The sequence below is a fragment of the Corynebacterium guangdongense genome, from assembly GCF_030408915.1.
Taxonomy (GTDB): Bacteria; Actinomycetota; Actinomycetes; order Mycobacteriales; family Mycobacteriaceae; genus Corynebacterium; species Corynebacterium guangdongense.
Genome location: NZ_CP047654.1, coordinates 2,657,963 through 2,682,207 on the forward strand (window position 1 = coordinate 2,657,963; position 24,245 = coordinate 2,682,207).

General features: G+C 68.2%; 20 protein-coding genes and 1 pseudogene. 8 read left to right on the plus strand and 13 right to left on the minus strand.

Going from position 1 to position 24,245, the window contains the following annotated elements:
* Nucleotides 1-60: 60 nt before the first annotated feature.
* On the minus strand, nucleotides 61-1,254 hold the full coding sequence (glf, locus tag CGUA_RS12485) for a UDP-galactopyranose mutase (protein WP_290196184.1): 1,194 nt from the start codon (nucleotides 1,252-1,254) through the stop codon (nucleotides 61-63).
* A gap of 207 nt (nucleotides 1,255-1,461) precedes the next feature.
* Here glf and CGUA_RS12490 point away from each other — a divergent pair, with 207 nt between their 5' ends.
* Nucleotides 1,462-3,690, plus strand: coding sequence for an N-acetylmuramoyl-L-alanine amidase (locus CGUA_RS12490; RefSeq protein WP_290196186.1), 2,229 nt, complete (start codon nucleotides 1,462-1,464; stop codon nucleotides 3,688-3,690).
* Between the two features lie 68 nt (nucleotides 3,691-3,758).
* Here CGUA_RS12490 and glpK read toward each other — a convergent pair whose 3' ends face one another.
* From glpK to serS, 4 genes and pseudogenes are all read right to left on the minus strand, one after another.
* Nucleotides 3,759-5,252: a glycerol kinase GlpK gene (glpK, locus tag CGUA_RS12495; RefSeq protein WP_290196188.1), complete on the minus strand. Its 1,494-nt coding sequence runs from the start codon at nucleotides 5,250-5,252 to the stop codon at nucleotides 3,759-3,761.
* A 198-nt stretch (nucleotides 5,253-5,450) separates the two neighbouring features.
* Nucleotides 5,451-6,287 carry an HAD family hydrolase gene (locus CGUA_RS12500; protein WP_374725050.1) on the minus strand — a complete coding sequence of 279 codons (837 nt, stop codon included), beginning with the start codon at nucleotides 6,285-6,287 and terminating at the stop codon, nucleotides 5,451-5,453.
* Nucleotides 6,275-7,264 (minus strand): annotated as a pseudogene (locus CGUA_RS12505) (lysophospholipid acyltransferase family protein). The gene CGUA_RS12500 and the pseudogene CGUA_RS12505 overlap by 13 nt, the downstream one beginning before the upstream one ends.
* Nucleotides 7,264-8,523 carry a serine--tRNA ligase gene (gene serS, locus CGUA_RS12510; protein WP_290196193.1) on the minus strand — a complete coding sequence of 420 codons (1,260 nt, stop codon included), beginning with the start codon at nucleotides 8,521-8,523 and terminating at the stop codon, nucleotides 7,264-7,266. The pseudogene CGUA_RS12505 and the gene serS overlap by 1 nt, the downstream one beginning before the upstream one ends.
* A gap of 216 nt (nucleotides 8,524-8,739) precedes the next feature.
* Here serS and CGUA_RS12515 point away from each other — a divergent pair, with 216 nt between their 5' ends.
* The 4 genes from CGUA_RS12515 to ctaD all read left to right on the plus strand — a co-directional run bounded on the left by CGUA_RS12515 (nucleotide 8,740) and on the right by ctaD (nucleotide 12,889).
* Entirely contained in the window at nucleotides 8,740-9,483 is a 744-nt protein-coding gene (locus CGUA_RS12515; protein ID WP_290198396.1) for a GntR family transcriptional regulator, read from the plus strand.
* A gap of 62 nt (nucleotides 9,484-9,545) precedes the next feature.
* Nucleotides 9,546-10,652, plus strand: a complete 1,107-nt coding sequence (locus tag CGUA_RS12520; RefSeq protein WP_374725051.1) for a septum formation family protein — start codon at nucleotides 9,546-9,548, stop codon at nucleotides 10,650-10,652.
* Between the two features lie 10 nt (nucleotides 10,653-10,662).
* A complete protein-coding gene (locus CGUA_RS12525; protein WP_290198398.1) occupies nucleotides 10,663-11,010 on the plus strand; it encodes a metallopeptidase family protein in 348 nt (115 codons plus the stop codon).
* Nucleotides 11,011-11,143: 133 nt separating this feature from the next.
* Entirely contained in the window at nucleotides 11,144-12,889 is a 1,746-nt protein-coding gene (gene ctaD / locus CGUA_RS12530) for an aa3-type cytochrome oxidase subunit I (RefSeq protein WP_290196195.1), read from the plus strand.
* A 26-nt stretch (nucleotides 12,890-12,915) separates the two neighbouring features.
* On the opposite strand, the gene CGUA_RS12535 is transcribed toward ctaD, so the two are convergent.
* Together CGUA_RS12535 and pheA are read right to left on the minus strand one after the other, a co-directional pair.
* The gene (locus CGUA_RS12535) at nucleotides 12,916-13,590 is read right to left on the minus strand and encodes a histidine phosphatase family protein (protein WP_290196197.1); all 675 of its coding nucleotides are present in this window, start codon (nucleotides 13,588-13,590) and stop codon (nucleotides 12,916-12,918) included.
* A 2-nt stretch (nucleotides 13,591-13,592) separates the two neighbouring features.
* Nucleotides 13,593-14,540 (minus strand): prephenate dehydratase, encoded by a 948-nt coding sequence (gene pheA, locus CGUA_RS12540; protein ID WP_290196199.1) that lies wholly within the window; start codon nucleotides 14,538-14,540, stop codon nucleotides 13,593-13,595.
* A 35-nt stretch (nucleotides 14,541-14,575) separates the two neighbouring features.
* Between pheA and CGUA_RS12545 the strand changes: the two genes are divergently transcribed.
* From CGUA_RS12545 to CGUA_RS12555, 3 genes are all read left to right on the plus strand, one after another.
* Nucleotides 14,576-15,709 (plus strand): amidase, encoded by a 1,134-nt coding sequence (locus CGUA_RS12545; RefSeq protein ID WP_290196201.1) that lies wholly within the window; start codon nucleotides 14,576-14,578, stop codon nucleotides 15,707-15,709.
* Nucleotides 15,710-15,774: 65 nt separating this feature from the next.
* Nucleotides 15,775-16,446, plus strand: a complete 672-nt coding sequence (locus CGUA_RS12550; protein WP_290198399.1) for a CPBP family intramembrane glutamic endopeptidase — start codon at nucleotides 15,775-15,777, stop codon at nucleotides 16,444-16,446.
* Between the two features lie 81 nt (nucleotides 16,447-16,527).
* Nucleotides 16,528-17,928 carry an LCP family protein gene (locus CGUA_RS12555; RefSeq protein ID WP_290196203.1) on the plus strand — a complete coding sequence of 467 codons (1,401 nt, stop codon included), beginning with the start codon at nucleotides 16,528-16,530 and terminating at the stop codon, nucleotides 17,926-17,928.
* 120 nt (nucleotides 17,929-18,048) lie between these two features.
* On the opposite strand, the gene panD is transcribed toward CGUA_RS12555, so the two are convergent.
* The 6 genes from panD to CGUA_RS12585 all read right to left on the minus strand — a co-directional run bounded on the left by panD (nucleotide 18,049) and on the right by CGUA_RS12585 (nucleotide 24,179).
* Nucleotides 18,049-18,492, minus strand: a complete 444-nt coding sequence (panD, locus tag CGUA_RS12560) for an aspartate 1-decarboxylase (protein ID WP_290196205.1) — start codon at nucleotides 18,490-18,492, stop codon at nucleotides 18,049-18,051.
* 157 nt (nucleotides 18,493-18,649) lie between these two features.
* Nucleotides 18,650-19,837: an ABC transporter ATP-binding protein gene (locus tag CGUA_RS12565; RefSeq protein WP_290196208.1), complete on the minus strand. Its 1,188-nt coding sequence runs from the start codon at nucleotides 19,835-19,837 to the stop codon at nucleotides 18,650-18,652.
* An 84-nt stretch (nucleotides 19,838-19,921) separates the two neighbouring features.
* Nucleotides 19,922-20,908 carry an IS481 family transposase gene (locus CGUA_RS12570; protein ID WP_290196210.1) on the minus strand — a complete coding sequence of 329 codons (987 nt, stop codon included), beginning with the start codon at nucleotides 20,906-20,908 and terminating at the stop codon, nucleotides 19,922-19,924.
* Between the two features lie 112 nt (nucleotides 20,909-21,020).
* The gene (locus CGUA_RS12575; protein WP_290196212.1) at nucleotides 21,021-22,340 is read right to left on the minus strand and encodes an ABC transporter substrate-binding protein; all 1,320 of its coding nucleotides are present in this window, start codon (nucleotides 22,338-22,340) and stop codon (nucleotides 21,021-21,023) included.
* Nucleotides 22,341-22,416: 76 nt separating this feature from the next.
* Nucleotides 22,417-23,250, minus strand: coding sequence for a carbohydrate ABC transporter permease (locus tag CGUA_RS12580; protein WP_290196214.1), 834 nt, complete (start codon nucleotides 23,248-23,250; stop codon nucleotides 22,417-22,419).
* Nucleotides 23,251-23,252: 2 nt separating this feature from the next.
* A complete protein-coding gene (locus CGUA_RS12585; protein ID WP_290196216.1) occupies nucleotides 23,253-24,179 on the minus strand; it encodes a carbohydrate ABC transporter permease in 927 nt (308 codons plus the stop codon).
* Nucleotides 24,180-24,245: the final 66 nt, after the last annotated feature.

Genomic DNA, 24,245 nt, shown 5'->3' on the forward strand with positions numbered 1-24,245 from the left:
AGTACGGGGGCCGCGATTGGGTTAAGCCAAGGAGACGATTGTGCGAACACTCGGCAAACCCTAGTGGCCGCGCGGCTGCTCCAGCGCCTGGCCGTCCTCGAAGTACGGGGTCAGCAGGTTGTCCACCATCGACAGCGCGGAACCGATCGCCATGTGCATGTCCAGGTACTGGTAGGTGCCCAGACGGCCGCCAAAGAGCACCTTGCGCTCCTTCGCCTCGGCGGCGGCGCGGCGTCGATAAGCCTCCAGCATCTCCCGGTCCTCCGGGGTGTTGATCGGGTAGTAGGGCTCGTCGCTGTCCTCGGCGAAGCGGGAGTACTCCTTCATGATGACGGTCTTGTCCTGCGGGTACCGATCCTCGCGCTCCGGGTGGAAGTGGCGGAACTCGTGGATGCGGGTGTAGTCGACGTCCGCGTCGTTGTAGTTCATGACCGGGGTGCCCTGGAAGTCGCCGGTCTCCAGCACCTCCGTCTCGAAGTCGAGGGTGCGCCAGCCGAGGGTGCCCTCGGCGTAGTCGAAGTAGCGGTCCAGCGGGCCGGTGTAGACGACCGGGGCGTCGGGCGACTGCGCACGCAGCTCGTCGCGGACGTCGAACCAGTCGGTGTTGAGCCGGACCTCGATGTTCTCGGACTCCGCCATCTTCTCCAGCCACGCGGCGTAGCCGTCGACCGGCAGACCCTCGTAGGTGTCGTTGAAGTAGCGGTTGTTGAAGTTGTAGCGCACCGGCAGCCGGGTGATGTTGGAGGCCGGCAGGTTCTTCGGATCGGTCTGCCACTGTTTAGCGGTGTAGTGCTTGATGAAGGCCTCATAGAGCGGCTGACCGATCAGCGCGATGGCCTTCTCCTCCAGGTTCTGCGCGTCCTTCGGGTCCCGGCCGCCCTTCTGGGACTCGATGAGGTCGCGGGCCTCGTCCGGCGAGTAGTAGCGGCCGAAGAACTGGTTGATCAGACCCAGCCCCATCGGGAACTGGTACGCGTTGCCGTCGTGCATCGCGAAAACACGGTGCTGGTAGTCGGTGAAGTCGGTGAACTGGTTGACGTACTCCCACACGCGCTTGTTCGAGGTGTGGAACAGGTGTGCCCCGTACTTGTGAATCTCGATGCCGGTTTCCGGCTCCGCCTCGGAATAGGCGTTGCCGCCGAGGTGGCCGCGACGCTCGATGATGAGCACCTTCTTGTTGTGCAGGGTGGACATGCGCTCGGCAACGGTGAGGCCGAACAGGCCGGAGCCGACGACGAAAAGATCGTAAGTCATACCGACCACGCTAACCGACGCCCACGTTTTTCGAGGCAGTCAACACCCGCCGAAAATGACAACATGCAACCCCTGCGCCACACACGACACGCCCAGTAACATTTGTCCCACACTCCCCATTTGTCACTCCATTAAGTTACACTTCCCAACGTTTGGACCTTTCCTAGTCCGCCAGTGACTTAACGCAGATTTACTTAGGAGCACCACGTGCAGCAACGACGCCGAATCTCCGCAGCCGGGGCGGCCACCCGGGCGCGGATGAACCCCGTGCTGGCGACCCTGCTCGTCGTCACCCTCATCGCCACCGCCACCTTCGGCGGCAACCAGATCCTCCAGACCCAGGACCTCGGGTCCGGCCCCATCGACGTCTCCACCACCTCCACCTCCCTCGATTCCGGCGAGAGCGTGCTCGTCGACGACGCCGCCATCGCCACCCAGGGCGAGGGCGACGCGCTGCGCACCGTCAAGGAGTTCACCCTCGACGAACCGATCTCCCTGTTCGCCCTCACCTGGCACGGAGACACCCAGATCCCGACCTACGTCCGTGCCGAACGGGCCGACGGGTCCTGGTCAGAGTGGTACGGCGCCGAACCGCTGAACATGACCGGCGCCGACGGCAAGACCGGCACCGAGATGATGTACATCGAGCCGACCACCCGTCTCCAGGTCAACGTCGGCAACGTCGACGTCGTGTCCGGGGCCGGAGCCGAGGACTCCCAGTACGACGGCGTCGGCGGACCGGAGATCCCGCTGCCGGACACCGACCCGGAACAGGCGTCCGAGGAGGCACCGGCCGAGGCCGCACCCGTGGAGGAGTCCGCACCCGCCGAGGAGGCGCAGATGGCCGAGGCCCCGGAAGAGTCCGCACCCGCCGAGGAGGCGCAGGCCGAGGGCGGCCTGGCCCCGCTGCCGAGCAACTACGGCGACATCACTCCGGTCGCGGAGACCGGCGGCGCCATCAGCGCCTCCGACATCGAGGTCGTCCTCATGGACGGCTCCGAGGGCTTCGCCACCGGCGGCGTGAACAACGTCGTCGACGTCGCCAACACCGACGGCATGCCCCAGGTCATCACCCGCGCGCAGTGGGGCGCGGATGAAAGCTACCGCGGCGGCAGGACCCCGACCTACGACTCCGAGACCAGGGCCGTGACGGTCCACCACACCGCAGGCTCCAACAACTACTCCGAGTCCGCGGCCCCGGGCATCGTTCGCGGCATCTACAAATACCACGCCGTCACGCTCGGCTGGCGGGACGTCGGCTACGGCGCGATGGTCGACAAGTACGGCAACATCTACGAGGGTCGCTACGGCGGACTCGACAAGTCCGTCCAGGGCGCCCACGTCGGCGGCTTCAACAAGCACACCTGGGGCATCTCCATGCTCGGCAACTACGAGACCGCCGCCCCGACCCAGGCGGGTCTGCAGGCGATGGGTGAGATGGCCGGCTGGAAGGCCGCCGTCCACGGCTTCGACCCGACCGACACGACCTGGCTGCAGGCCGACTTCTACTTCAACGGCTCCAAGTACGGCACCGGCCAGGGCAACATGTTCAACACCATCAACGCCCACCGGGACTTCCACTACAACGCCTGCCCGGGCGACAACCTCTACGGTCAGATGGGCACCATCCGCAGCGTCGCCGAGGATCGCTACAACGCGATCAAGGGCGGGCTGCACACTTCGCCGACCACCCCCCGGACAACGACCACCAACCCGGCCACGCCGGACACCCCGTCCGCCCCGGGCGACTCCGGCTCCGATCCCGCTCCCCAGGCCGGCGTCCCGGCCGAGCTCGTGGACACCCTGGTGCGCGCCTCCTCCGGCGACAGCAGCGCAGCCCTGGGCCTCGGTCTGTCCATCGGCATCGTCGTCCTCACCTACGCGCTGGCCAACGGGCTGATCGCCCTCCCGGGCGGCGCGGAGAACGCCGGCGAGGTGGCCATCTTCGAGAACTTCACCGTCGCCGACCTGGCCCGGCTCGCGGACGCGGCCGCCGCGCTCGCCCCGGATTCGGAAATCTCGCAGAAGTACACCGCGGTCTCCGAGGTCGCCGGCCCGGTTCTCGGCGCCAGCGTCAGCGGTGAGATTCACACCGGCATCGGCGGACCGACCGGCGATCTCGTCGCCCAGGAAACGGGCGACGCACAGCTCGGCGCACTCGCCGACGTGCTGGCCTCGCAGGCCACCGAGGACCTCAGCTTCGCGATCTTCGAGAACGGCCTGATCGTCGACTCCGAGCAGGTCGGCACCCGCGCCGTCTGGGGCGAGATCGCCGACGCCTGGCTGCAGCAGGGTCTCGACCTGGGCACCCTGGGTCTGCCCCTGAGCGACCAGTACGCCACCGGCGAGGGCAGCAAGGTCCGGGTCGACTTCCAGGGCGGCTACATTTCCTTCGACCCGGCCACCAGCAAGGTCGACGTCCGGACGTCCTCCTAAGCGGGACAACACAGCGGCGTGGGGAGCTCCTCCCCACGCCGCGTCCGGTGTTTTCCGGGCTCTCCGGGTCAGGCCTGGCCGAACGAGGCCGCCACGGCGATGTTCCAGCCGTCGATGAGCGCGCGTCGCCGCTCCTCCCCCATCGCCGATTCCCAGGTCCGGTCGACGGTCACGCGGGCGGCGATGTCGTCCAGCGTCGCCCAGCCCGCGCCGACGGCCGCCGCATAGCCGGCCCCCAGGACGGTCGTCTCGACGTTGGCGGGCCTTTCGACCGGGGTGCCCAGGACGTCCGCCTGGATCTGCATGAGCAGTTCATTGGCGACCATGCCGCCGTCCACGCGCAGCCGCTCGAGCGCCACGCCGGAGTCCTCCTCCATCGCGCGGACGACCTCCCGGGTCTGCAGCGCCGTCGCCTCAAGCGCTGCGCGGGCCAGGTGGCGCCGGTCGGCGAAGCGCGTTAGCCCCGTGATGGTGCCGCGGGCGTCGGGGCGCCAGCGCGGGGCGAACAGCCCGGAGAACGCGGGCACGATATAGACCCCGCCGCTGTCCTCGACCTGCCCCGCCAGGGTCTCCGAATCCGCCGCCGTGCGCAGGACGCCGAGCTGGTCGCGCAGCCACTGGATGAGCGAACCTCCCACCGCGACGGATCCCTCCAGAGCGTAGACCGGCGCCTGCCCCGCCACCTGCCAGGCGACCGTGGTGAGCAGCCCGGACTCGGACAGGTGCGGCGTCTCACCGGTGTTGAGGAGCAGGAAAAGGCCGGTGCCGTAGGTGTTTTTGGCGTCGCCCACGGCGAAGCAGGCCTGCCCGAACAACGCGGCCTGCTGGTCGCCGAGCACGCCGGTGATGGGCACCCCGGCCAGCAGGCCGCGGTGCCGGACCGAGCCGAATTCGCCTATCGACGCCCGAATCTCCGGCAGCATCGAGATCGGCACCCCCACCGCCTCGCAGAGTTCCGGATCCCAGGTCTGCGTGCGCAGATCCATGAGCAGGGTGCGCGAGGCGTTGGTCACGTCGGTGGCGTAGACCGGGTTGCCGCGGGCCCCGCCGGTGAGGTTCCAGAGCAGCCAGGTGTCCATGGTCCCGCACAGCAGCTCTCCGTCGGCGGCGCGCTCCCGGGCGCCGTCGACGTGATCGAGGATCCAGGCGATCTTCGGGCCGGCCGGGTAGGAGTTGGCCATCAGTCCGGTGCGCGCCAGCCAGCGCCGGGCGTCCCCGTCGTCGGCGGTGCGGGTGTCCTGCCACACGATCGCGTTGTGGATGGGCTCGCCGGTCGCCCGGTCCCAGACGACGGCGGTCTCCCGCTGGTTGGTCAGCCCGAGCGCGCCGACGTCCTCGACGGTGATGTCCTGTTCCACCATCGCGACCGTGACGGTCCGGCGGACGTTGGCCCAGATTTCGCGGGCGTCGTGTTCGACCCAGCCCTGCCGGGGCAGAATCTGCTGGTGCTCGTACTGCGCCGAGGAGACCACCGCGCCGGCGCCGTCGGTGATCACGCACCGGGTGGAGGTCGTACCCTGGTCGATCGCGATAATCAGGGGCTCAGGAAATCTGGAGGTCACGGGTGCCATTATGGCCGACGACCGCGCCGCTCCGCGCCAGATCTGGGCCCCGGCGGTGCTCGGGTTGATGGGCAGGGGATCGCGACCTGGGAAAACGCGGGCAGCGAGGTAATCTGCAGCACGGTCGGTGCCCGATTCTGCGGTCACCCCACCGAAAGCCCAGGTCACGTTCCGCACGGTGCGGAATCGGACACCGGTCTAGAACCAGCGCTCCAGGACCTGCGCCACGCCGGCGTCGTTGTTGGTGCCGGTGATCTCGTCGGCGACCCGCTTGACGGGGTCGGCGGCGTTGGCCATCGCGACGCCGTGGCTGACCCAGGTGAGCATCTCGATGTCGTTGGGCATGTCGCCGAAGGCGATGGTGCGATTCCGGTCGACGCCGTGCATCTCGGCCAGGGTGGCGACGCCGAGGGCCTTGGTCACGCCGGGGGCGGCGACCTCCAGCAGACCCTCGTTCATCGAATAGGTGATGTGGGCGTGGGACTCGTCGACATGCGGGCGGATCAACGCGTACATCTGCGCGGCGGTCAGCGAGTCGTTGCGCAGGATCATCTTCACCGCCGGCATGTGGAGCACCTCATCCGTGGACAGGACGCCGAAGCCCTGCTCCTCCCAGGTGTGGTTGTAGTCCGGCTCGACGACGAACACGTCCTCCGGCGGGTCGAAGGAGGAGACGCCGACCCGTTCGGCGGCGATGGTGACGCCGCCGTGTTCGGCCAGCGCGGTCGTCGCCACGTCGTGGACTTCGGCCATGACCTCCGGCTCAACGACATGCGAGGCCAGGACGCGGTCGCTGCTGGAATCGTAGAGCACGGCGCCGTTGCTGGTCACGCATACGGGGCGGATGGTGAGCTGGTCCAGGACCTCGTGGATCCAGCGGTGCGGACGGCCGGTGGCCAGAGCGACTTCAGTGCCCGCGGCGGTGGCGCGGCTGATGGCGTCGCGGAGCCGGGCGGGCACCCGGTCGGTGGTGGTGACGAGTGTGCCGTCGATGTCGCTGGCCACCAGCAGAGGGGTATCCACTACTTCCGCCACCAGTGGATGATGCGGTCGCGCAGGCCGCGGGCGTTACCCAGTGCGGCGTCGGCGCGGCGGTCCAGCTTCTCGACGGCCTTCGCCGCCCGCCTGCGGGCGGATTCCCGGCGCGCCTCGCGGGCCTGCCGCTCCCGGACCTTCGCCTGGCGCCGGGCCCGCTTGTCGGCCCGGTACTCGACGTCCAGGGCGTCGGCCTCGGCCAACGTCGGGGCAGAGCCGCCCATGGACGCCGGACGTCAGTAGAGTCCGTCCTCGAAGGGGCCGTACTCGGCGTCGTAGGCGGCGCGGGCGTCGGCGAGCAGCTCGGACATGACGGATTTCAGGCGCGCCGTGGCCTCCTCCGGCGTGCCGGAGGTGTCGACCGGCGCGCCGACGTGGATGAACACCGGGACGTTGGAGCGGCCGAGGTGCTTCTTCCGACCCTTGGTCCAGATGCGCTGGGACCCCCAGGTGACCATCGGGATGAGTGGCACGCCGGCGCCGGCGGCGATCCGGGCGGCCCCCGTCTTGAATTCCTTGAGCTCGAAGGAGCGCGAGATCGTGGCCTCCGGGAAGATTCCGACGATCTGGCCGTCGCGCAAGCGCCGGATCGCCTCCTCCACGGAGCTTGCGCCCTTGTCGCGGTCGACGGAGGCGTGGTCCATGGACTTCATGATCGCGCCGACGACGGGGGTGTCGAAGACCTCCTTCTTCGCCATGAAGCGGACCAGCCGGCGACCGCGGACGTGGCCGGGGATCTCCCCGAAGATGAAGTCGTAGTAACCGGTGTGATTCATCGCCAGCAGCGCGCCGCCGGTGGCCGGGAGGTGCTCCGCGCCCACGACGGTGACGGCGATGCCCTGCGCCCGCAGAACCGCCTTGAGCACGCGGATGACGAACCCGTTGTAGAAGCGCTCCCCGCTCTCCACCGGATGATTGTCCACCTCGGGCAGGTCGGCGGGGACGCGGAACTGGCCGCCGGCGATGCGGTACCGCATTAGTTCTTCGGCTCCAGCATGTCCTTGCCCACGAACGGGCGCAGGGCCTCGGGCACGACGACGGAGCCGTCGGCCTGCTGGTGGTTCTCCAGCAGCGCCACCAGCCAACGGGTCGTGGCGAGCGTGCCGTTGAGGGTCGCGGCAGTCTGGGTCTTGCCCTCGGCGTCGCGGTAGCGGGTGTTGAGGCGACGGGCCTGGAAGGTGGTGCAGTTGGAGGTGGAGGTCAGCTCGCGGTAGGTGTTCTGGGTCGGGACCCAAGCCTCGGTGTCGAACTTGCGGGCGGCGGAATCGCCGAGGTCGCCGCCGGCGACGTCGATGACGCGGTACGGCACGTCGATGGCCGCGAGCATCTCGCGCTCCATGCCCAGCAGCTTCTGGTGCATTTCCTCGGCCTCGGCCGGGTCGCAGTAGACGAACATCTCCAGCTTGTCGAACTGGTGGACGCGGATGATGCCGCGGGTGTCCTTGCCGTAGGAGCCGGCTTCCCGACGGAAGCAGGAGGACCAGCCGGCGTACTTGACGGGGCCGTCCCTGAGGTCGATGATCTCGTCCTTGTGGTAGCCGGCCAGGGCGACCTCGGAGGTGCCGACCAGATAGAGGTCGTCCTCCTCCAGGCGGTAGACCTCGTCGGCGTGGTTGCCGAGGAAGCCGGTGCCCTGCATAATCTCCGGGCGCACGAGGACCGGCGGAATCATGAGGGTGAAGCCGGCCTCGCGGGCCTTCTGCGCGGCGAGCAGCATGATGCTCAGCTGCAGCCAGGCGCCGTCGCCGGTGAGGTAGTAGAAGCGGGCGCCGCCGACCTTGGCGCCGCGCTCCATGTCGATGAGCTTGAGGGACTCGCCCAGCTCCAGGTGGTCCTTCGGCTCGAAGTCGAAGGCGGGCAGCTCGCCGACCTCCTCGAGGACGATGAAGTCCTCCTCCCCGCCGGCCGGGGCGCCCTCGACGATGTTGGCGATGGAGTACTGCAGCTCCTGGACGCGGGCCTCGGCGTCCTTCTGCTTCTCCTCGGCCTCCTTCACTCGGGCCTTGAGTTCGTTGGAGCCCTCCAGCAGGGCCGGGCGCTCCTCCGGGGAGGCCTGGCCGATCTTCTTGCCGAAGGCCTTCTGCTCGCCGCGCAGGGCGTCGGCGGAGGCGATGGCCTCACGACGTGCCTCGTCGGCGGACAGCAGCTCGTCGACGAGCGCGGGGTCATCGCCACGGGTGACCTGGCTGGCGCGGACTACGTCTGGGTTCTCGCGGAGGAATTTAAGGTCAATCACACAGCCAACATTACCTTCCTGCCCCGAACCGTGGTGGTGCGACGCCGACGAGCACCCAATACCACCGGTGATTATCACAGCCCTTGGCCTGGTAATAACCACTGGACTAGGCTGGAGGGCATGTCCACCGATTCCCCCGGGCCCTCCCCGACCGCCCCCGGCCCCGCCACCAGGGCTGACCAGACCGGGAGCAACGCAACCGGCAGCGACACCTCCATGCTGCCGGTGCGCACGATCGAGGACGGACCCGTACCCAAGCACGCCCAGCTCCGGGCGATCCTGGAGGAAATGAGCACCACGGCGCTGTCACCCGGCGACATGCTCCCGGGTGAACGCACCCTGGAGGAGTTCTACGGGGTCTCCCGCATCACCGTGCGGCGCGCCATCGGCGATCTCGTCGCGTCCGGGCGCCTCCGGCGCGTCCGCGGAAAAGGCACGTTCGTGGCGCCCAACCCCCTGGTCAGCCGCATGGCCCTCGCCTCGTTCTCGCAGGAGATGGCCGCCCAGGGCGTCAGCGCGGCCTCCCGCATCCTCCTGTCCGAGCGGGCCATCGCGCCGCCCGAGGTGGTCAACTTCTTCGGCTGCGAACCCCATGAACCGCAGATTCACCTGCGCCGCCTGCGCCTCGGCGACGGGCAGGCCTACGCGCTGGACGACGCCTGGTACAACGTGGCCATCGCCCCGGACCTGCTGGAGAACGACGTCTACAACTCCGTCTACGCCATCCTCGAGGAGAACTACGACGCGCCCGTGACCACCGCCGATCAGACCGTCACCGCCGTGGACTCGGACATTTCGACCGCGAGCCACCTGGACGTCGAGCCCGGCGTGGCCCTGCTGCACGTCATCCGCCGAAGCGTGACGGGGACCAGACCCGTGGAATGGTGCTCCTCCGTGTACCGCTCCGACCGCTATCGCCTGCACTCGACCATCAGCCGTGAGTACCCTGACAACCAGTAAGTCTGATTTCCCCGTGACCGACGTGTGACATCTCGCCCCCCGGGGCACAATTAGGAACCACTATGACGACCAACAGCTCGGACATCCCGGCAACCACCGAACGCCCCCGGCACCACACGCCCGGGTGGCGCAGCTCGGCCGCGGCCATGGCCGTCCTGATCGGCGCCCTCGCCTCCGCGGTCGGCGTGGGCTCCTACTCCTGGGTGGCCGAGTCCGAGGGGGCCGGCGGCGGGTCCACGACAGTCGCCTCCGAGTCGCAGAGCACGACCTCCGGCGGATCGAGCAGCCAGTCCAGCGTTTCCGGGGCCGGGGACGTCGTCGCCGGCAACGCCGCCCCCTTCACCACCGCAGAGTCGGGCACCTGCCTGACCTGGCAGCTCAAGGAGGAGGATCGCTCGGTCGTCGACTTCGAACGCACCAGCTGCGACGAGCCCCACCGCTTCGAGGTGTCCACCCGGCAGGATCTCGGGGCCTACCCCTCCAGCGAGTTCGGCCCCGAGGCCCCGCAGCCCGACCTGACCCGGCAGGCCCAGCTGCGCGAGGAGCTGTGCGAGACGTCGACGATGCGCTACCTCGACGGCCGCTTCGATCCGACCGGCCGCTACTCCATCGCCTCGATCCTCCCGCCCCCGGAGGCCTGGGCCGCCGGCGACCGTACCCTGCTGTGCGGCGTGCAGTCCACGGACGCCCAGGGCAACGTGCAGGAAACGGTGGGGCCGATCTCCGCCAACGACCAGGCCCGCGTCGCGGAGCCCGGCCAGTGCATGCGCATCGACGGCGCCAACTCCATCACCGTCGTCGATTGCGCGGAGGATCACCAGATCGAGGCCACCTCGATCGTCGATCTGACACCCGTGTTCCCCGACGGGGTCCCCGCCGAGGAGGACCAGGATCGCCATCTCCAGGAGACCTGCACCCAGGCCGCGATCGACTACCTGGGCGAGGAGGAGAACCTCTACCAGTCGACGCTGCAGCCGTTCTGGCTGGACATCCCCGCCAGCTCGTGGAACGGCGGTTCGCACTCCACGAACTGTGGCCTGGTCTTCGCCACCCCGGAAGGTTTCGCGACGCTGAAGGGCTCCGCCACCGCCGGCCGCGAGGATTTCACCATCAACGGCCAGCCGCCGGCGGAACAGCCGCCGCGCGATCCGCTGGCCGGGGCGCAGTAGAACCGCCATGGTGTACCGGGTCAGCGAGGAGCGTTTCGACGAAATGGTCGACGACGCCATCGACCGAATCCCCGCGCAGTTCGCGCGCCGGATGCGCAACGTCGTCTTCCTGGTGGAGGAGCACAACCCCGACAACCCCTCGATTCTCGGCCTTTACGAGGGGGTGGCGCTGACCGAGCGCACCTTCGACTACAGCGGCCACCTTCCGGACGCGATCTCGATCTACAAGCGGGCCCTGGAGAACGTCGTCCATACTGAGGAGGAGCTGGCCCGCGAGGTCGAGGTGACGGTGTTTCACGAGGTGGGGCATTACTTCGGCATCGACGAAGAGCAGCTCCACGCCCTCGGCTGGGGCTGAGCCGCCAGTATCATACTTTCGGACGTAGACACAGGAAATGTGACGTATATCGTCAGAATTATCTCGGCATCAGCAATCCTTGTCTCACGTGGGCTGGTCGCAGCGTCAACTGGCCGCACAGTCTGGAGCAGTCATGACCGCTATCGCCCCCCGAATAGAGTCCTACCAAATCCCGGAACGCCCCGGCCCCACCGGTGACGCCCGCACAGGTTCCCTGGCCTGGCGGATGCTGACCACCACCGACCACAAGACCATCGGCATCATGTACATCGTGCTGTCGTTCGCCCTGTTCGCGGTCGGCGGCCTGTTGGCCCTGCTCATCCGCGCCGAGCTGTTCACCCCGGGCCTGCAGTACCTCTCGAACGAGCAGTACAACCAGTTGTTCACCATCCACGGCACGATGATGCTGCTCGGTTTCGCCACCCCGATCGTCTGGGGTTTCTCCAACTACGTCATCCCCCTGCAGATCGGCGCCCCGGACGTGGCCTTCCCGCGCCTCAACGCCTTCGGTTTCTGGATCACGCTGTTCGGCGGGCTGGTCATCCTCGGAGGGTTCCTGACCCCGGGCGGCGCCGCCGACTTCGGCTGGACCATGTACCAGCCGCTGGCGGACAACACCCACACGCCCGGCATCGGCGCGAACCTGTGGATTGTCGGCGTGGGCATGCTCGGCGTCGGCACCATCGCCTCCGCCATCAACATGCTCACCACCATGCTCACGATGCGTGCCCCCGGCATGACCATGTTCCGCATGCCGGTCTTCGCGTGGACCATCTTCGTCACCGCGATCATGGCCCTGATGATCTTTCCTCTGCTGACCTCCGCCGCCATGGGAGTGCTCTATGACCGCCTCCTCGGCGGCCACATCTACGACACGGGCAACGGCGGCGCCATCCTGTGGCAGCACCTGTTCTGGTTCTTCGGCCACCCCGAGGTCTACGTCATCGCGCTTCCCTTCTTCGGCATCATCTCCGAGGTCATCCCGGTCTTCTCCCGCAAGCCCATCTTCGGCTACATCGGGCTGATCTTCGCCACCCTGGCCATTGCGACGCTGTCGATGGCGGTGTGGGCGCACCACATGTTCGCCACCGGCGCCATCCTGCTGCCGTTCTTCTCGTTCATGACCTTCCTCATCGCGGTGCCGACCGGCGTGAAGTTCTTCAACTGGACCGGCACCATGTGGAACGGCCACATCACCTGGGACACCCCGATGATCTTCGCCGTCGGCTTCATGGCCACCTTCCTCTTCGGCGGCATGACCGGCATCATGCTGGCCGCCCCGCCACTGGACTTCCACCTGCACGACTCCTACTTCGTCGTCGCCCACTTCCACTACACCCTGTTCGGCACCGTCGTATTCTCCGTGTTCGCGGGCGTCTACTTCTGGTTCCCGAAGATGACGGGGCGCATGCTCGACGAGCGCCTGGGCAAGATCCACTTCTGGCTGACCTTCGTCGGCTTCCACGGCACCTTCCTCATCCAGCACTGGCTGGGCAACATGGGCATGCCGCGCCGCTACGCCGACTATCTGGACTCCGACGGCTTCACCCTGTTCAACCAGATCTCCACCACGTTCGCCTTCATCCTCGGCGCGTCGCTCCTGCCCTTCGTCTGGAACGTCTTCAGGTCCTGGCGCTACGGCGAGGTTGTCACCGTCGACGACCCGTGGGGCTACGGCAACTCCCTGGAGTGGGCCACCTCCTGCCCGCCGCCGCGCCACAACTTCACCGCGCTGCCGCGCATCCGCTCCGAGCGTCCGGCCTTCGAGCTGCACTACCCGCACATAGTGGAGCGCATGCGTCGGGAGAACCACCACGGCGGCGACGTCCGCGCGGAAACGACGCAGTCCCCGTCCAAGGAGGAGATGCCGGCGCGCTAGGTGTGCAGCGAGGGCCTGGCCAGCACCTATTCGGGCAGGTCATAGTCCGCCCAGCGCTCCAGCTCCCACTGCCCGAAGGGCCTGCCGTTGGGCACCAGGGTGATGAAGCGGCAGTTCGGGAGGTAGCTGTCCATCGCGTACTGCGCGTCGGTGCCGGTGGCGTGGGTGGCGGCGACGCGGATGATGCCGCCGTGGCTGACGACGATGGCGTCACCGTCGGTGTGCGTCTCCGCCAGCTCCTCAAGGACCGGTTGATAGCGGGCCAGGATTCCGTCGAGGTTCTCCCCGTCCGGAATGGTGGCCTGGCGGTCACCGTGGAACCAGCCGAAGGTGACCTCGGCGTAGGCCCGGTGGGCGTCGTGGTCGTTCATCATCTCGTAGATGCCGGCCTGGAGTTCGTGAATGCCCCAGCGCACGTCGACGCCCGCCGATCGGTGCCCCAGGTCGGTGACCTCCTCGATCGCGGAGGCGGCGATCATGGCCGTCTGCTGGGCGCGCAACGCCACCGAGGACACGATCGCCTGGATGCGGCCCATCGAGCCGCGGCGGGCGCCGCAGTACTCGGCCAGCTCGAGGCCCACCTGGTACGCCTGCTCCCTCCCGTTCTCGGTGAGTTCCGCACCCGGGACCCTGGTGTCCAGCTTGTGGGTGACGTTGGAGGTGGTTTGGCCGTGGCGCAGGAGAATGATGCGTCCGGTCATGGTTAATCCGTGTCCTTTCCGGTGCGGGCCGCCTGGACCCAGGCGGTGGCCTCGTGCAGGCGCTGGATGTCGGCGGCCAGCTCAGCCTCTCGCTCGGAGGGGTGGGTGGCCGGCCAGGAGCCGAGGAAGGTGATGTCGTCGACGCGCAGCCACACGGCACGCAGGGCCTCCGCCAGCGGGATGTCGTCGATGTGGCCGTCGAGGTCGACGTAGAAGCGGTAGGTGCCGTAGTGGCCCGGGTTCGGACGCGAGGCGATCCACGACATGGACACGCCGCGCTGGGCGAAGTCCTGCAGCGCGTGGACCAGGCTGCCCGGGGTGTTGGGCAGGGTGAAGACGATCAGCGTGGTGTCATTTCCCGTGCGGGCGGGGGGCACGTCGGGCTTGCCCACGACCACGAACCGGGTCCGCGCGCCGACCGTGTCGGCGATGCCGGTGGCCACGGTCTCCAGGCCGAAGATCTCGGCGGCGCGGCCCGGCGCGGCGGCGACGTCGGCCTTGCCCTCGGCGACGAGCTGGGCGGCCGCGGCGTTGGAGGAGGCCGGGACGTACTCCGCCGCCGGCAGGTGCTCCTTCAACCAGTGGCGCACCTGCTGGTGGGCGACGGGGTGGGTGGCGAAGGTGGTGGCGTCGGCGAGCGAGGTGCCGGGCCGGACCATGATGTCGAAGGCGATCTCGAGCTCGAGTTCGGAGAAGATCTGGACGCGCTCACCATCGGCGAGGGCGTCGAAGGTTCCGGTCACGGCGCCGTCCACGGAGTTCTCGATCGCGACGACCGCGTAGTCGGCCTCGCCGGCGCGGACCCGGTCGAGGGCCGCGGCCGGGGAGGCGACGGGGATCGGGGTGATCTCCTCCCCGGCGTCGCCGAAGGCGCCGCGGGCGTGGAAGCTGGTGAGTGCGGCTTCAGTGAACGTGCCCGCGGGGCCGAGATACGCGACGGAGGTGCTCATGACATCCGAGCATATCCAGCCCTAAGGTGGTGCGCATGATCGACTCTCTGGCCGCGCGCGTCGCCGAGCTCAGTCCCGCCGAGCACGGTTTCTCGCATTTTCACCCCGGGGCGCGCGCGACCGCGTCGGGCCGGCTGGACGGCTGGCTCATCCCGGCCAAGGATCTCTACGACGTCGCCGGCATGCCCACCACCCACGGTTCCGCCCACCGCACCCGGATGGCGCACGCCACCGACCCTTTCCTGCGGCGCCTGCTCGCCCAGGGCGCCGTCATCCCCGGCAAGTCCGCCGTCCCGGAACTCGGTCTGACCATCCACACCGAACCGGTCGGGCTGCCGGCGGTGGACAATCCCCTCTATCCGGGCCACACCCCGGGCGGCTCCTCCGGTGGCGCCGCGGTCATGGTCGCGCGGGGGCTGGTGCGCGCGGCCCACGCCTCCGACGGCGGCGGGTCCATCCGCGTGCCCGCCGCCGCGACCGGCACGGTCGGCTTCATGCCCACCCACGAGGGCCTGTCCGCCCAGGGCTTCATCACCGCCACCGTCGCCGACCAGGCTTTCCTGCACGGCGTCAGGCCCGCTTCACGACGCCTGCGCGTCGGCGTCCTCACCGATCCGCTCTTTGCCGACGTGGCGGTCGACGCCGCCTGGCTGGACGGCCTCGACCTGGCGGCGGGGGCGCTCTCCGACGCCGGCCACGAGGTCCTCGGCGTCGGGGCGTGGCCGCGGGCGGAGGAAACCTTCGCCCACTTCACCGACCTGTTCACCTCGAGAATGGCCGGCCTCGATCAGGCCGAGGACCTCGCCGCCTGGCTGCGGGAGAAGGGTCGCGCGCTCCCGCCGGGCAGGCTTGCCGACGCCCGGAGCCACGCCGACTCCCTGGCGGGCATGCTCTCCGCCCACTGGGACGTCGACGTCCTGGCCACCCCGGTGCTGGCCGGCGACCCCCCGCCCACCGGCGCCTTCTCCTCCCTCGCGCCGGCGGAGAATTTTCGCGCCCAGACCGAATGGTCGCCCTGGGCGAGTCTGGCCAACGTCGCCGGCACCGCCGCCATCTCGATTCCCTGGCCGCGCCCGGGCCGGCCGCCGGTGGCCGTCCACCTGGCCGTGGTGCGGGCCGGGGTCAGCGACGCCGAGTTGCTCGGGCTGGCACGGGAGCTGCACGGGTGAGGGCGGGCGTCGACACGCGGCGGCTTCGCGCGGAGATCCTCATCGTCCTGACCGTCACCTTCGGCATGAGCGGGGCACGCAGCCTGCTGCGCCTCATCGACGATCTCCTCGCCGCCGAGCCGCTCAACGAGCAGGAGGTGACGCTCAACGTCACGCAGTCGGACCTGGCGTGGCTGGACCTGGCGCTGCAGCTGTGCTCGGCCGGCGTGCTCTTCGCCTGGGGCGCGCTGGCGCTGTTCCTGCTGGCCGGGGACGGAATCCGGGCCGTCCGGCCGCGGTGGTCGGACCTGGGCTGGGGAGCCGGGCTCGCGGCCGTCATCGGGACTCCGGGCCTGGGCCTCTACGTGGTGGCCGTGCAGACGGGGCTGTCCAAGGTCGTCGTCCCCACCGGCCTGAGCCACCCCGGGATCGAGGTGCCGGTGCTGCTGCTGTGGTCCCTGGCCAACGCCTTCGGCGAGGAGGTCGTGGTGGTGATGTGGCTGATGACTCGGCTGCGGGGGCTGGGCTGGAGCCTGCCCGCGGTGCTGGTGGGCTCCTCCCTGGTGCGCGGGTCCTACCACCTGTACCAGGGAGTGTCGGCGGGTGTCGGCAATATCGTGATGGGCCTGGTCTACGGCGCCTTTTACGCGCGGACCGGGCGCATCTGGCCGCTGGTCATCGCCCATTTCCTCATCGACGCCGTCGCCTTCGTGGGCTATAGCGCCCTCGGCGGGGACCTGGGCTGGCTGGGCCTGTAGACATTTCTCACGTCATTCACACAGGCAACACCAAACACACAACCACCACTCCCGTCTACCCTGCGCGATAGGCTGATGCGCATGACTGACTACGGACGGGGTGACTCCCACGGCAGCACCGGGTCCGATCGGAGCTTCGATCCGGACAAGTTCGTCCTGGGCAAGGACGGAAAGCCGCTGATCGACCGCTACGGCCGTCCGGTCCGCCGCCGCTCGGCCAACCCAGGCTCCCGCGCACCTGAACCCCCGCCCCGCCCCCGGCAGGAGCGGCCCGATCCCGGCTACTCCCCCCGTCTCCGGCCACGTCCGGAGGATCGCCACGAACGCCCCCGCCCGGCCCCGGGCCCGGACCCGGCCTATGGCGGCGGGCGTCGCCCCTACAACCCCAACGAGACCCGCGCCGACCTCTCCGGCCCGCCCCGGCAGGAGCGGCCGCGCCAGGAGTTTCCGCGCGAGCGCCCCCGGCCGACCTACGCCCAGGATCTCTACGCGGAACCCGCTGCGCAGCCTTCCCGCGATCCCCGCCGGGACCGGGCGGTCGTCGCCCCCCGCCGGGACCGGGCACGGCGATCACGACCGCGTCGGGCCCCGGGCTGTCTCGGTCTCCTCGGCTGGTTCCTCGCCGTCCTCGTGGTGCTGACGATCGTCGTCACGCTCTGGGCCGACGCCCGCCTGACCCGCGTCGAAGCCACCCCCGAGCAGCAGGTCGCCGACACCGCCGGCACCAACTGGCTGCTCGTCGGCTCGGACTCCCGCCAGGGACTCAGCGAGGAGGACATGGCGGAACTGGGCACCGGCGGCGACATCGGCCTCGGCCGCACCGACACGATCATGCTGCTGCACCTGCCCACCTCCGGCCAGGCCCGTCTGGTCTCCATCCCCCGCGACAGCCTGGTGACCATCCCCGGCTACGGCGAGGACAAGGTCAACGCGGCCTTCGTCTACGGCGGGCCGCAGCTGCTGACCGACACCGTCGAGGAGGCCACCGGGCTGCACATCGACCATTACGCGGAGATCGGCATGGGTGGGCTGGCGAAGCTGGTCAACACCGTCGGCGGCGTCGAGATCTGCGTCGACTACCCGATTCAGGATCCGCTCGCCAACCTCGACGTGCAGGCCGGCTGCCAGGAGATGGACGGCGCCACCGCCCTCGGCTACGTCCGTACCCGCGCCACCCCGCAGGGCGACCTCGACCGCGTCGAGCGCCAGCGCGACTTCTTCGCCGCGCTGATGGACAAATTGACCGCCCCCTCCACGATGGCCAACCCGTTCCGGACCCTCGGCCTGATCAACAACGCCGCGGGCACCTTCACCGTCGACGACGGCGACCACGTCTGGCACCTGATCCGCGTCGCCCTGGCGATGCGTGGCGGGGTGTCCACCGAGACGGTCCCCGTCGGCGGCTTCCTCGACACCTCAGTCGGCAACGTCGTTCTGTGGGACGAGACCGGCGCCGACGCCCTGTGGGGTTCGATGCGTTAGCCGTTCGCGCAAAAAGTCCCGCCCCGGATGTGACCCTGGTGTGCACCTGCACACCGGGTAACGTCCGGGGCGGGACTTTTTCACTACGCGGCGACCGTGCCCCGCGACGCCGGAGGGGAACTACCCGCGCAGGTCCGCCTGGGCGTCCACGAGATCGCGGGCGAAGGGCGGGCGTTCCATCTCGCCGACCAGCGCCTCCGCCGGATCCGAACCCAGCTCGACGATGCGGTTGTCGGCGTCGACGTGGACGACGCTGGGCACGAAGCTGCGGGCCTGGGCGTCCTCCATCTGCGCGTAGGCGATGAGGATGACCAGGTCACCGGGGTGGACCAGGTGGGCGGCGGCGCCGTTGATGCCGATGACGCCCGAGCCCCGCTCGCCGGCGATGGTGTAGGTCTCCAGGCGTGCGCCGTTGGTGATGTCGACGATGGACACCAGCTCGCCGGGCAGAATGTCGGCGGCGTCGAGCAGATCCTGATCCACCGTCACGGAGCCCACGTAGTGCAGGTTGGCTTCGGTGACGGTGGCACGGTGAATCTTGGCGTGGAACATGGTGCGCAACATGCGGACATCCTACGACGAGACCAGCTACTTTCGGAATCCCCTACAGGAGATACGCACACGTGTGCGCGAGCCCTGACCCGCGCCCGCTTCGCCACCGCCGCGGACGGCGGGAGGCGTCGAGGGCGTCTCCGCGCACGCCGGCGGGCAGCCTCTGGGGCTAGGGGTTCAGGCGCTGGCCTTCCCGCCCGTCGAAGACGTGCAGATTCTCCGGGGCCGCGGCGACGTGGACGACGTCGCCGATGGACAGGCCGTGGTGCCGCTCGACGCGCACGCCGAGCTCGGCCTGGTCGTGCTCACCGGCGTCGGTCACCTGAATGCGCATGTCCGCCGGGACGCCGGAGCCGAGGATGTCACTGTCGGGGTTCTTCACGCCGGCCGCCTTGACGTAGACCATGGAATCCGCGCCGAGTTCATCGATGTGGGAGATCACGGCCCTGATGGCGCCGCGATCCCCCTCGGCGGTGAGATACATGTGCTCCGGGCGCGCGCCGACGACGACGGCGCGGTTGGCGTTGGCGTGGCCGCTCAGCTCCGGGGCGCGCCTGGCGACCTCATCCAGGTGAATGTCGACGCCTGTGCCGAGGCTGACGACGCCGTCACCGAGACGGCCCTTGATGAGGTTCATCGACGGGGAGCCGATGAACGAGGCCACGAACACGTTCGTGGGGCGGTCATACAGGTTCTGCGGGGTGTCGACCTGTTGCAGAACCCCCGCCAGGAGCACCGCGACCCGGTCGCCCATGGTCATGGCCTCGACCTGGTCGTGGGTCACATACACGGTGGTCACTCCCATGCGTCGTTGCAGGGCCGAAATTTCCGCCCGGGTGGACACGCGCAGCTTCGCGTCCAGGTTGGACAGCGGCTCGTCCATGCAGAACACCGAGGGTTCCCGGACGATCGCCCGCCCCATGGCCACCCGCTGGCGCTGGCCGCCGGACAGCGCCCCCGGTTTACGGTCGAGGTACTCGTCCAGCTGCAGGATGCGGGAAGCCTCCTGCACCCGGGCCGCAATCTCCGCTTTCGGGTACTTCTGGTTCTTCAGGGCGAAACCCATGTTGTCGCGCACCGTCATGTTCGGGTACAGCGCATAGGACTGGAACACCATGGCAATGTCACGATCCTGCGGGCGCAGGGCGGTCGCGTCCTGGCCGTCGAGAAGCAGACGGCCCTCGTCGATGGGCTCGAGCCCGGCGAGCATGCGCAGGGTCGTGGACTTGCCGCACCCGGACGGACCGACCAGCACGAGGAACTCGCCGTCAGCGACGTCGAGGTCGATCTTGTTGACTGCGGGACGGGCACCCGGGGTGTAGATGCGCGACACGGAATCAAAAGTGATGGAAGCCATGGTGGCCTTTTCTCCTTGAACAATACGGCAGCTGACCTCCTGGGACAGGTGGCCAGCTGCGGGTCAACCGGGTGGACGGGGGTCCTAGATGTACTGATCGGGGAGGTTGGTTAACCGTGTGATCGGTGGCTTGCCTCCCACCGCGGAATGGGCTCGGTGATGATTGTAGTGGTGGATCCAGCCCGGTAGGGCAGCTCGACGGGCAGCCTCCGAGTCATAACAAGTCGCGTAGGCCCACCCGTCCGCCAACGTCCGATGGAAGCGCTCGATCTTGCCGTTGGTCTGCGGCCGGTACGGCCGGGTCCGTTTCGGTGCCACTCCAAGATCAGCGCAGGTCCGTGCCCACAGATGTGATCGATAGGCCGACCCGTTGTCGCTGAGCACCCGGCTGACCGTCACCCCACGCCATCCAAACCAGGCCACCGCACGTTCCAGCACCCCCACCGCGGTCAGGGCCGTCTCATCGCCATGGATCTCCGCGTAGGCCACCCGGGAGTGATCATCGATGACGGTGTGGACGAAGCAGTGCCCCAGCTTCGGGTTGTGGTGCTGATTTCGGGGTTTACCCGGTGTGGCGGCCCGGTTCTTCTTGCCTTGGGCGCGCCCGACGAAGCGCCAGCCCCCGCCGTCGGGGATCTGGCCGAACTTGGTGACGTCGACGTGGATGAGATCGCCGGGGTGGGGGTACTCGTAGCGGCGGACGGGTTCACCGCTGTCGCGGTCCAGGCAGGACAGCCGGTTGAGGCGCCCGGCTGCCAGGATGCGGTGCACCGTTGAGGAGGAGACACCGCACATCAGCGACAGTTGGACCGGTCCGATCCGTTTGCGCAGGCGCAGCGACACGATGCGTTTGGCCACGGCCTTCGGGGTTGTGGTGGGGCTGGTGGCCGGGCGGGAGGAGCGGTCCTGCATGGACTGGCCGCCCCGGTAGCGCTCGGCCCAGCGTTTGACGGTCGGCCAGGAGCACTGGAACCTCGCGGCGACTTCGGCGATGGGCCAGCCGTCGTCGACGACGAGTTGGGCGACCTTGAGACGGTGTTTCGGGGTCAGTGCTGCGTTAGGGTGGACCACAGGAGACCTTTCGTGTGGGTGGTTTGGATTAAGGCACTTTCCATTCCACACGAGAGGTCTTCGCTACGTCAGTAGTTCACACTGATTCGACCAACCTGTCCGATCAGTACACCTAGAGCAGCGGCTCGATGTCGCGCTCGTAGATGGTGACGAGCTTCTGCTCCGCGTCCGCCAGGGTGGCCTCGACGTCGGCCCCGGTCAGGGCGATGGACTCGAGGGCGTCGCCGATGGTGCGGTCGCCGCCCGGCAGGAGGACGCGGAAGTTGTCCTGCGGGAGGGTCTTCGGCAGCTGGTCGATGGCCACGCGGTACTCCGGGTTCTCCTCCAGGAACGTGGCGTGCTCCGCGTCCTCGGCAGCGCCCTCGCGAACCGGGACATACCCGGTCTCGCGGGACCAGAAGGTGGTGTTCTCGACGTTGGTGATGAAGTCGATGAACTTCAGGGCGTTGTCCTGGCGCTCCTCCGAGATGCCGGCCGGGATGCCCAGACCTGCGCCGCCGGTGACGGCGCCGCCCTGGCCCTTCGGGTTCGGCAGTTCGGCGACGCCGACGTTGAAGCCGGCGGTCTCCATGACGGAGGACAGGTCACCGGTGGACTGGATGCAGGAGGCGATCAGGCCGGTGGAGAACTCGTTGGTGACGTCGGCGGACACGGTGGCGTAGCCGTCGTCGATGGTGGATTTGAACCAGTTGACCGCCGCGACCGTTTCCGGGGAGGTCAGCCGGGAGTCCCACTCGTCGGAGTAGGCGCCGTCCATCGTGCGCATCGGGCCGTGGAAGGTCCAGGAGAGGTAGTTAACGGCGTCGCCCCAGCCGTGGGCCTTCTTGCCGTCACCGACGACCTCCTGCAGCTGTGGGCCCCACTCCGAGAACTCCTCCCAGGTCTCGGGGCCGCGGTCCGGCAGACCCGCCTCCGCCCAGACGTCCTTGTTGTAGTAGAAGAGGACGGTCGAGCGGGCGTACGGCAGGCCGTTGTGGCCGCCGCCGAAGGCGTAGTCGTTGTACAGGGACTCGACGTACCCGGAGACGTCGACGCCCGTGCGCTCGGCGATCTCGTCGATGTTGGCGGTGGCCTCGTTGAGCGCGAAGTTGAACCACTCGGTGTCCGAGAGGACCACGACGTCCGGCAGGTCGGTGCCGGTCAGTGCCGCGTTGAACTTCTGGGACACCTCGCCGTAGTTGGCGCCGGCGTCGACGAGCTCGACGGTCAGATCCGGGTTCTCCGCTTCGAAGCGGGCGATGAGCTCGAGCTCCACGTCCTTGGAGGACGCCGGGTGGTTGGACCAGAAGACGATCTTGTTGGCGTCGCCGGCGGCGGCGCCCCCGCCGGTTGCGCCACCGGTACCTGCGCAGGCAGCCAGGGTGAGGCCGGCGCCGGTGATGCCGAACGCGGCGAGGAGCTGACGACGGGAGAGGGTCGGGTTGAAGGCCATGAGGGGGTTCCTTTTCGGTGGATGTGCCGGTGAATGTGTCGGCGGGAAGGTGGTGGTGGGAGGGACGGGGATTCGGTCAGCCCTTGACGGCGCCGGACGTCAGCCCCTTGATCATGTACTGCTGCAACGCCAGGAAGATGACCAGAATCGGCAGCATCGTCATGATCGTCGCGGCCATGACCGGGCCCCAGTTGGAGACGCCTTCGTTGTTCTGCAGCATCGTCAGTCCGATGGGCAGCGTCGCGGAGGCGGCGGTTTCCGAGATCAGGAACGGCCACAGGTACTGGTTCCATTCGTTGACCACGGTGATCATCGAGAACGCCACGAGGGTCGGCAGGGAGATCGGCATGAGCACCTTCCATAGCAGACCCCAGTGGCTGGCGTGATCCATGCGCGCGGCCTCGATCAGTTCGGTGGGGATGGACATGAAGTGGTTGCGCATGAGGAAGGTGCCGAAGGCGATGCCGGCGAGCGGGACGATGATGCCGAGGTAGGTGTCACGCCAGCCCAGGCCGGAGACCAGGGCGTAGTTGGAGATGACGGTGACCTCGGAGGGGACCATCAGCGCGGAGATGACCAGCAGGAAGACGAGGTTGCGTCCCGGGAAGCGCAGGATGGCCAGGGCGTAGGCGGAGAGGATGCCGAGGAAGATCTTGATCACGCAGAGAATCAGGGTGATCAGCACGGAGTTGCGGAAGTACGCGCCGAAGGGGACGCGCTGGAACACGTCGGCGTAGTTGTCGGCGTTCCACTGCCCCGGCAGCCATTGCACGGGCTGAGTGTAGATCTCCGACTGGGCCTTGAAGGAGGTCAGGGCGATCCACAGGAGAGGTACTCCGATGAACAGCACCGCGAGAATCATGCCCAGGTAGCCCAGGGCCCGGATCGTGGCATGGTGTTTGACGTCCATGGTCACTTGTCCTTCCTGTCCATGTAGCGCACCTGAATCACCGTGATCAGCAGGAGAATCAGGAAGAGGATGGTCGCGACCGTCGCGCCATAGCCGGCGCGGTAGTTGACGAAGGTCTCCTGGTACACCTGGTACACCAGCGTGGTGGTGGAATTTCCCAGCGGGCCGCCACGGGTCATGGTGTGGATGATGTCGAAGACCTGCACCGAGTTGAGCATGACGGTGATCGACAGGAAGAAGGTCGTCGGCCGCAGCTGGGGCATCGTCACCCGCCAGAAGCGGGTCCACGGCGACGCACCGTCGATCGAGGCAGCCTCGGCGAGATCCTTGTTCAGCCCCTGCAGCGCCGCCAGGTAGATCACGAAGGCGTAGCCGAGGTTCTTCCACACGAAGGTGAAGGTCACCATGAACAGCGCCCACCAGCGGTCCTGGTAGAAGTTCGGGGTGGCGAGCCCGACGCGGCCCAGCAGGTCCTGGACGAGACCGAAATTCGGATCGAAGACGAACTGGAAGGCCACGCCGATGGCGGCGCCGGAAATGACGTACGGGGCGAAGACCATGGAGCGGACGGCGTTGCGTCCGAAGAGCTTCTGGTCCAGCAGCATCGCCAGGGCCAGACCGAGGATCATCGACCCCGCGACGGCGAAGAGGGTGAAGATCGCCGTGTTGAGCAGGATCGTCTTCGTGTCCGAGCGGGTGAAGAATTCGACGTAGTTGTCCAGCCCGATGAAGGTGGAACGAGGGGAGGAAATGTTCCAGTTGAAGAAGGACAGCCGGACGTTGTCCAGAAGCGGGCGGTAGGTGAACAGGGTGAGCAGGATCAGGTTCGGGGCAAGCAGAAGTAGTGCCAGCCCCCACTCTGTTCTGCGAGACCAGACAGCACGTTTGCGCAGGGCGCCGACATCCTGTCCCTCAAAGCGAACAGTCATGAATAAAACCGTACGTGCGGCATATTGCCAGCTTCCTACCACCGGATTAACAACCAGCGTCACTTT